6 protein-coding genes are annotated in these 6,937 nt (G+C 73.2%); 4 read left to right on the top strand and 2 right to left on the bottom strand.

Translation table 11 applies throughout. From position 1 onward, the window contains the following. Positions 1 to 212: 212 nt before the first annotated feature. Positions 213 to 1,937, top strand: coding sequence for an ABC transporter ATP-binding protein (locus NWP09_RS10620; protein ID WP_258275486.1), 1,725 nt, complete (start codon positions 213 to 215; stop codon positions 1,935 to 1,937). 1 nt (position 1,938) lies between these two features. Then, the gene (locus tag NWP09_RS10625; protein WP_258275487.1) at positions 1,939 to 3,993 is read left to right on the top strand and encodes an ABC transporter ATP-binding protein; all 2,055 of its coding nucleotides are present in this window, start codon (positions 1,939 to 1,941) and stop codon (positions 3,991 to 3,993) included. Between the two features lie 47 nt (positions 3,994 to 4,040). Here NWP09_RS10625 and NWP09_RS10630 read toward each other — a convergent pair whose 3' ends face one another. Both NWP09_RS10630 and NWP09_RS10635 read right to left on the bottom strand, forming a co-directional pair. Beyond that, positions 4,041 to 4,790 (bottom strand): hypothetical protein, encoded by a 750-nt coding sequence (locus tag NWP09_RS10630; protein WP_258275488.1) that lies wholly within the window; start codon positions 4,788 to 4,790, stop codon positions 4,041 to 4,043. Then, entirely contained in the window at positions 4,787 to 5,446 is a 660-nt protein-coding gene (locus NWP09_RS10635; RefSeq protein WP_258275489.1) for a nucleoside triphosphate pyrophosphatase, read from the bottom strand. The genes NWP09_RS10630 and NWP09_RS10635 overlap by 4 nt, the downstream gene beginning before the upstream one ends. A 72-nt stretch (positions 5,447 to 5,518) precedes the next feature. Here NWP09_RS10635 and NWP09_RS10640 point away from each other — a divergent pair, with 72 nt between their 5' ends. Beyond that, entirely contained in the window at positions 5,519 to 6,475 is a 957-nt protein-coding gene (locus NWP09_RS10640; protein ID WP_258275490.1) for an L-lactate dehydrogenase, read from the top strand. Positions 6,476 to 6,512: 37 nt separating this feature from the next. Beyond that, positions 6,513 to 6,937 (top strand): TRAM domain-containing protein (locus tag NWP09_RS10645; RefSeq protein ID WP_258275491.1); only part of this gene is annotated, 425 nt, incomplete at its 3' end.

Here is a 6,937-nt window from a genome sequence, read left to right on the forward strand (position 1 = left end):
GCGCACGCGTGGCACCAGGCGCGCCGGCGCCGCGCCGAGGGCTGAGCCGGGCCCGCGGCGCCCGCCTCCGGCGGCACCCGTGCGCCACCCGTGCGACACCCGCGTGTCACCGGCGCGCGGTACTCTGCAGTGCCTCCCAACGCCGCCTCTCGACGACGGCGTCCCGCCTGCCGCGGGCCACCGCATCCGCTCTCGAGAACCAGAAGGCCCTCATGCTCTGGAAGCTCATCGTCCGCTCCGTGCGCCCGTCGATGCTGTCGCTGCTGCTCGTGGTGCTGCTCCAGTTCGTGCAGTCGGTGCTCACGCTCATGCTGCCGACGATCAACGCCGACATCATCGACGAGGGCGTGCTGCGCGGCGACACCGACACGGTGTGGCGGCTCGGCTCGCTCATGCTGACGATGAGCCTCGGGCAGGTCGCCGCGAACGTGCTCGCGATCCTGTTCGGCGCGCGCATCGCGATGCGCGCCGGCCGCGACCTGCGCGCCGACGTGTTCGCGAAGGTCGGCGACTTCAGCGAGCAGGACGTGCAGCGCTTCGGGGCTGCGAGCCTCATCACCCGCAACACGAACGACGTGCAGCAGGTGCAGCTGCTCATCCTCATGTCGTGCACGATGCTGCTGTCGGCGCCCATGATGGCGATCGGCGGCATCGTGATGGCGATCCGCGCCGACCCGACGCTCTCGTGGCTCATCGCGGTCGCGGTGCCGCTCATGCTCGTGGTGCTCGGGCTCCTCGTGTCGCGGCTCGTGCCGATCTTCCGCCAGCTGCAGGAGCGCATCGACGGCATCAACACGGTGCTGCGCGAGCAGCTCACCGGCATCCGCGTGATCCGCGCGTTCGTGCAGGAGCGGCGCGAGCGGGCGCGCTTCGCGGTCGCGAACGACGCGGTCACCGACGCGATGCTGCGCACCGGCAACCTGTTCGTGCTGATGTTCCCGATCATCATGCTCATCGTCGAGGTCTCGAGCGTCGCGGTCATCTGGTTCGGGGCGGGCCTCGTCGACCGGGGCGAGCTCGACATCGGCACGATGATGGCGTTCCTCCAGTACCTCATGCAGATCCTCATGGGCGTGCTGATGGCGACGTTCATGACGATCCTGATCCCGAGGGCCGCCGTCTCCGCGAAGCGCATCGGCGAGGTGCTCGAGACCGAGCCGACGATCGCGCGCGTCGTGGGCGGCCTCGAGCAGCGCACGCCCGGCACCGTCGAGCTCGACGACGTCGTCTTCCGGTACCCGGGCGCCGACACCCCGGTGCTCGACGGCGTGAGCCTGCGCGTCGGGCCGGGGGAGACGCTCGCGATCATCGGCTCGACCGGCGCCGGCAAGACGACGCTCGTGAACCTCATCCCGCGGCTGTTCGACGCGACCGGCGGCCGCGTGCTCGTCGGCGGCGTCGACGTGCGCGAGCTCGATGCCGAGGCGCTGTGGCGCGGCATCGCGATCGTGCCGCAGCGCCCCTACCTCTTCGCCGGCACGGTCGCGTCGAACCTGCGCTACGGCAACGAGGACGCGACCGACGAGCAGCTGTGGCGCGCGCTCGAGATCGCACAGGCGGCCGGCTTCGTGCAGCAGATGGAGGGCCAGCTCGGCGCCCGCATCGCCCAGGGCGGCACGAACGTCTCGGGCGGGCAGCGCCAGCGCCTCTCGATCGCGCGGGCGCTCGTCGCCGAGCCAGACGTGCTCGTGTTCGACGACTCGTTCTCCGCCCTCGACCTGACGACGGATGCGCGCGTGCGGGCCGCGCTCGCCGACGCGGTGGGCGGCACCACGCGGATCGTCGTCGCCCAGCGGGTCTCGACGATCGTCGACGCCGATCGGATCGTCGTGCTCGACCGGGGCAGGGTCGTCGGCTCCGGCACGCACGACGAGCTCCTCGGCTCGAACGGGACGTACCGCGAGATCGTGGAGTCGCAGATGGCAGTGGAGGCCTGAGATGGCGCGCGTGCAGAAGGGGCGGACGCCGAAGGCCGAGCCCGAGCTCACCGAGGAGGAGCGGATCGAGGCCGAGCAGGCCGAGGCCGCACGCATCGGCGCGGGCGGCTGGGAACCGCCGCCCGGCAGGGCGAAGTCGTTCGGCACCTCGGCGCTGCGGCTGCTGCGCCTCATGCGCCCCTACCGCTGGCTGCTCGCGCTCGTGTTCGCGCTCGGCGCGGTGGGCGTCGTGCTCGTCGTGCTCGGGCCGCGCATCCTCGGCGAGGCCACGAACGTCATCGTGCAGGGCTTCGTGCAGCGGGAGCTGCCGCCGGGCGTGACGCAGGAGCAGGTCGTCGAGGGGCTCCGGCAGGCCGGGCAGGGCGACTTCGCGAACATGGTCGAGCGCATGTCCGACCTCGAGCCCGGCGCGGGCATCGACTTCGAGCGGCTCGGCGGCATCCTGCTCCTCGTGCTCGCCGTCTACGCCGCGGGCAGCCTCTTCCAGTGGCTGCAGGGCTACGTCGTCAACCGGGTCGTGCAGCGCACCGTGCAGGGGCTGCGCCGCGACGTCGAGGAGAAGGTGCACCGGCTGCCGCTGTCGTACTACGACCGCACGCAGCGCGGCGAGCTGCTCTCGCGCGTGACGAACGACCTCGACAACGTCGGGCAGTCGATGTCGCAGACCATGTCGCAGATCGTGACGGGGCTCCTGAGCGTCATCGGCGTGCTCATCATGATGCTCTCGATCAACGTGTGGCTCGCGCTCATCGCGCTCGTCGCCGTGCCGCTCACAGGCGTCATCCTCGGCGCGGTCATGGGGCCGGCGCAGGGCCGGTTCAAGGAGCAGTGGCGCCGCACGGGGCGCATGAACGCGATCGTCGAGGAGGCCTTCACCGGGCACGCGCTCGTGAAGGTGTTCGGCCGCGAGCGCGCGGTGCGAGCGCGCTTCGCCGAGGAGAACGACGCCGTCTTCGACGCGTCGTTCAAGGCGCAGTTCCTCTCGGGGCTCGTGTTCCCGCTCATGACCTTCGTGGGCAACATCGGGTACGTGCTCGTCGCGGTCGCGGGCGGCCTGCTCGTCGCCGCCGGGCAGATCCTGGTCGGCGACGTGCAGGCGTTCATCCAGTACTCGCAGCAGTTCTCGCAGAACCTCGGCCAGATCGGCCAGACCGTCACGATGGTGCAGTCGGGGGTCGCGAGCGCCGAGCGGGTCTTCGAGCTGCTCGACGCCGACGAGGAGGAGTCCGACGACGCCGGCGCGGCGCCCGCCGCGGGCTCGGGGCGCGTCACGTTCGAGCACGTGCGCTTCTCGTACTCGCCCGATCGGCCGCTCATCGACGACCTCTCGCTCGTCGTCGAGCCGGGGCAGACCGTCGCGATCGTCGGCCCGACGGGCGCCGGCAAGACCACGCTCGTGAACCTCCTCATGCGGTTCTACGAGATCGACGCCGGCCGCATCACGCTCGACGGCGTCGACACGCGGACCATGACGAGGGATGCGCTGCGGTCGCAGACGGGCATGGTGCTGCAGGACACGTGGCTCTTCGGCGGCACGATCCGCGAGAACATCGCGTACGGCCGCCCGGACGCGACCGAGGAGCAGATCCTCGAGGCGGCGCGGGCCACGTATGTCGACCGCTTCGTGCACGCCCTGCCCGACGGCTACGACACGGTCATCGACGAGGACGCCTCGAACCTCTCGGCGGGGGAGAAGCAGCTCGTCACGATCGCCCGCGCGTTCCTCGCGCAGCCGAGCGTGCTCATCCTCGACGAGGCGACGTCGTCGGTCGACACGCGCACCGAGCTGCTGCTGCAGCACGCGATGGCGGCGCTGCGCACCGACCGCACGTCGTTCGTCATCGCGCACCGCCTGTCGACCATCCGCGACGCCGACCTCATCCTCGTGATGGAGCAGGGCGCGATCGTCGAGCAGGGCTCGCACGCGGAGCTCGTCGCCGCCCGTGGTGCGTACTGGCGGCTGCTCAACGCGCAGTTCGAGGAAGCGGCGGTCGACGTCGAGCTCGAGTCGCGGCTCGCCGAGACCGGCAGCGTGCCGACCCAGCAGACGACCTGATCGCGGCCCGCGGGGCGGCGATCCGGCCGCACGGGCCGCGCCCGCGCTCAGGCGCCGAGCGCCTGCCAGCCCGCGAAGTCGTGCACCGCGACGCCGGCGAAGCGCGCGTCGCCGGCGAGCTGCGCCGCGACGGCGGCGAGCTCGGCCTCGAGCGCGGCCCGGCCGTCGTCGGCGAACGTCTGGCTCGCAGTCGGCTCCGGCTCGTGCACCGCACCCGTCTCGACGCCGATCCGGTAGGGCTTCCGAGCGCTCCCGATCGCCTGCCGCGCGGCGGCGCTCGAGGCGAGGATGTCGGTGGCCCGATCGCGGTAGGCCATGAGCGTCACCGCGTCGGCGCGCGCGACGATGTCGCCGAACTCCCGCGGGTGCGGATCGGCGAGCCACGGCGCGAGGTCGACGTCGACCGGCAGGTCGGTGCGCGCCGCGACATCCTTCACGGTGCGCGCGAGGCCCGTGAGCAGCTCCCGCTCGCGACCCGGCCAGTCGCGTCGCGTCCACGGCTCGATGTCGAGGTGCACGCCCTGGAAGAGGAACGCGGCCGTCGCGCGCTGCATCCACGTGACCGCGTCGCCGCCGGTCGTCCACGCGGGGTCGCCCCCGAGCGCGGAGACGCGCACGCCCTCGCCGCGCAGCGCCGCGACGCACCGGTGCGTGTCGGTGCTCGGGCCGCCCCACGGCACGCTCACGAACGCCTCGGTCACGCGCTCCGCGCGCGCGAGGGCCGCGACGGCGGCCGGGTCCGGCGGTGCCGCCTCGTGCATCCACACCCACATCGCCCGACTCGTCGCCACGGTCATCCCTCCGCCTCGGTCCTGATCCCCGCCCCGGTGAGGGCCGGCCACGCCACGCCGAGCTCGCGCGCGAGCCGCCGCACCGCCGGGATGCTCATGCCGACGACCGTCGACGGATCGCCGTCGATGCGGTCGATGAAGGCGGCGCCCCGACCGTCGATCGTGAAGGCGCCCGCGACCTCGAGCGGCTCGCCGGTCGCGACGTACGCGTCGATCTCGGCCTCGTCGATGTCGGGGGAGAAGTCGAGGTGGGTCGCGGTCGTGACGCCCGCGGAGTCGCGGATCCGCCCCTCGCCGACCCGCAGCATCCAATGGCCCGAGTGCAGCGTCGCCGAGCGGCCGCGCTGCGCGAGCCAGCGCTCCTTCGCGCGCTCGGGCGTGTGCGGCTTGCCGAGCATCGCGCCGTCGAGCTCGAGCGACGAGTCGCCGCCGAGCACGAGGCCGTCGAAGCCCGTGAGCGGATCCTGGTCGAGCAGCGCCTCCGCCTTCGCGCGCGCGAGCAGCAGCACGTAGTCGGCGGGCGCGAGCGGCCCGTGCTCGGCCTCGTGCGCCTCGACGAGCAGCTCCTCGTCCAGGTCGGTCGGCCGCACGTCCGGCTCGATGCCCGCTTGGCGCAGCAGCGCGAGCCGGGCGGGCGAGGCGGAGGCGAGGATGAGCTGCACGCGACGATCCTCGCACCCGCCGCCCGCGCGCCGGTCGTGGCGCACCGCCGCGCGCAGCCCTACCGTGAGGGCATGCACGCGCCAGCCCGGCCCTCCAAGCTCTCGGTGATCGGCGCGGGAGGCGTCGGCGTCGCGATCGCCTACGCCGCGCTCATCCGCGGCTCCGCCGACGTCGTCGCGCTCCACGACATCGATGCGCCGAAGGTCGAGGCCGAGGTGCTCGACCTCGCGCACGGCACGCAGTTCCTCGTGGCGAAGCGCGTCGAGGGCGGTGCCGACCCGCGCGTCGTCGAGGGCAGCGACGTCGTCGTCATCACGGCGGGCGCGAAGCAGCGGCCGGGGGAGCCGCGGCTCGCCCTCGCGGCGCGCAACGCCGAGATCCTGAAGGCGGTGCTGCCCGGCGTCCGCGAGCACGCGCCCGACGCCATCGTGATGCTCGTCACGAACCCGTGCGACGTGCTCACGGTGCTCGCGCAGCGCGAGGGCGGGCTCGACCCGTCGCGGGTGCTCGCGTCGGGCACCGTGCTCGACTCCTCGCGGCTGCGCTGGCTCCTCTCGGAGCTCGTGCACGTCGACGCCCGCAGCGTGCACGCGCTCATGATCGGCGAGCACGGCGACAGCGAGTTCCCGCTCTGGTCCCGCGCGAGGATCGGGCCGCTGCTCGTGCGCGAGTGGATGGAGGAGGGGCGCGCCCGCTTCAGCGCCGCCGACCTCGACCGCATCGCCGACGACGTCGTGCACGCCGCCTACCGCATCATCGAGGGCAAGGGCGCGACCTCGAGCGCGATCGGCGTCTCCTCCGCGCGCATCGTCGAGGCGATCCTCCGCGACGAGCGCGCGGTGCTGCCGGTCTCGAGCGTGCTCGACGGCCAGCACGGCATCTCGGGGCTCGCGCTCTCGCTGCCCACGATCGTCGGCCGCGGCGGCATCGAGCGGGTGCTCGAGGTGCCGATGGCGGACGACGAGCTCGCGCGCCTGCACGCGTCGGCCGAGGCGATCGACGCGTCCCTGCGCTCCGTCGGCGGCTGACGCCTCCCGCCCGGCGGCGCGATGCGAGGATGGGGGCATGCCCGCAGACATCGCCGAAGGCCAGATCGTCGAGCTCACGATCGACAACGTCGCCCACGGGGGCCGCTTCGTCGGCCGCCACGAGGGGCGCGTCGTGTTCGTGCCCGACACCATGCCGGGCGAGACGGTGCGCGCGCAGGTCGTCGAGGTGAAGAAGTCGTTCGCGACCGCCGTGGCGCTCGAGGTCGTGGCGCCCTCGCCCGACCGCGTGCCGCACGTGTGGGCGGAGGCCTCCATCGACCGCAGGCCGCTCGAGCGCGCGGGCGGCGCCGAGTTCGGCCACATCGCGCTGCCGCGCCAGCGCGAGCTCAAGCAGCGCGTCATCGAGGACGCGCTGCAGCGCACCGGCGGCATCACCCGCGAGGTGCCCGTCGCGGCCGCGCCCGGCGACGACGACCGCGGCGGGCTCGGCTGGCGCACCCG

The sequence above is a fragment of the Agrococcus sp. HG114 genome, assembly GCF_024723325.1.
Classification (GTDB): domain Bacteria; phylum Actinomycetota; class Actinomycetes; order Actinomycetales; family Microbacteriaceae; genus Agrococcus.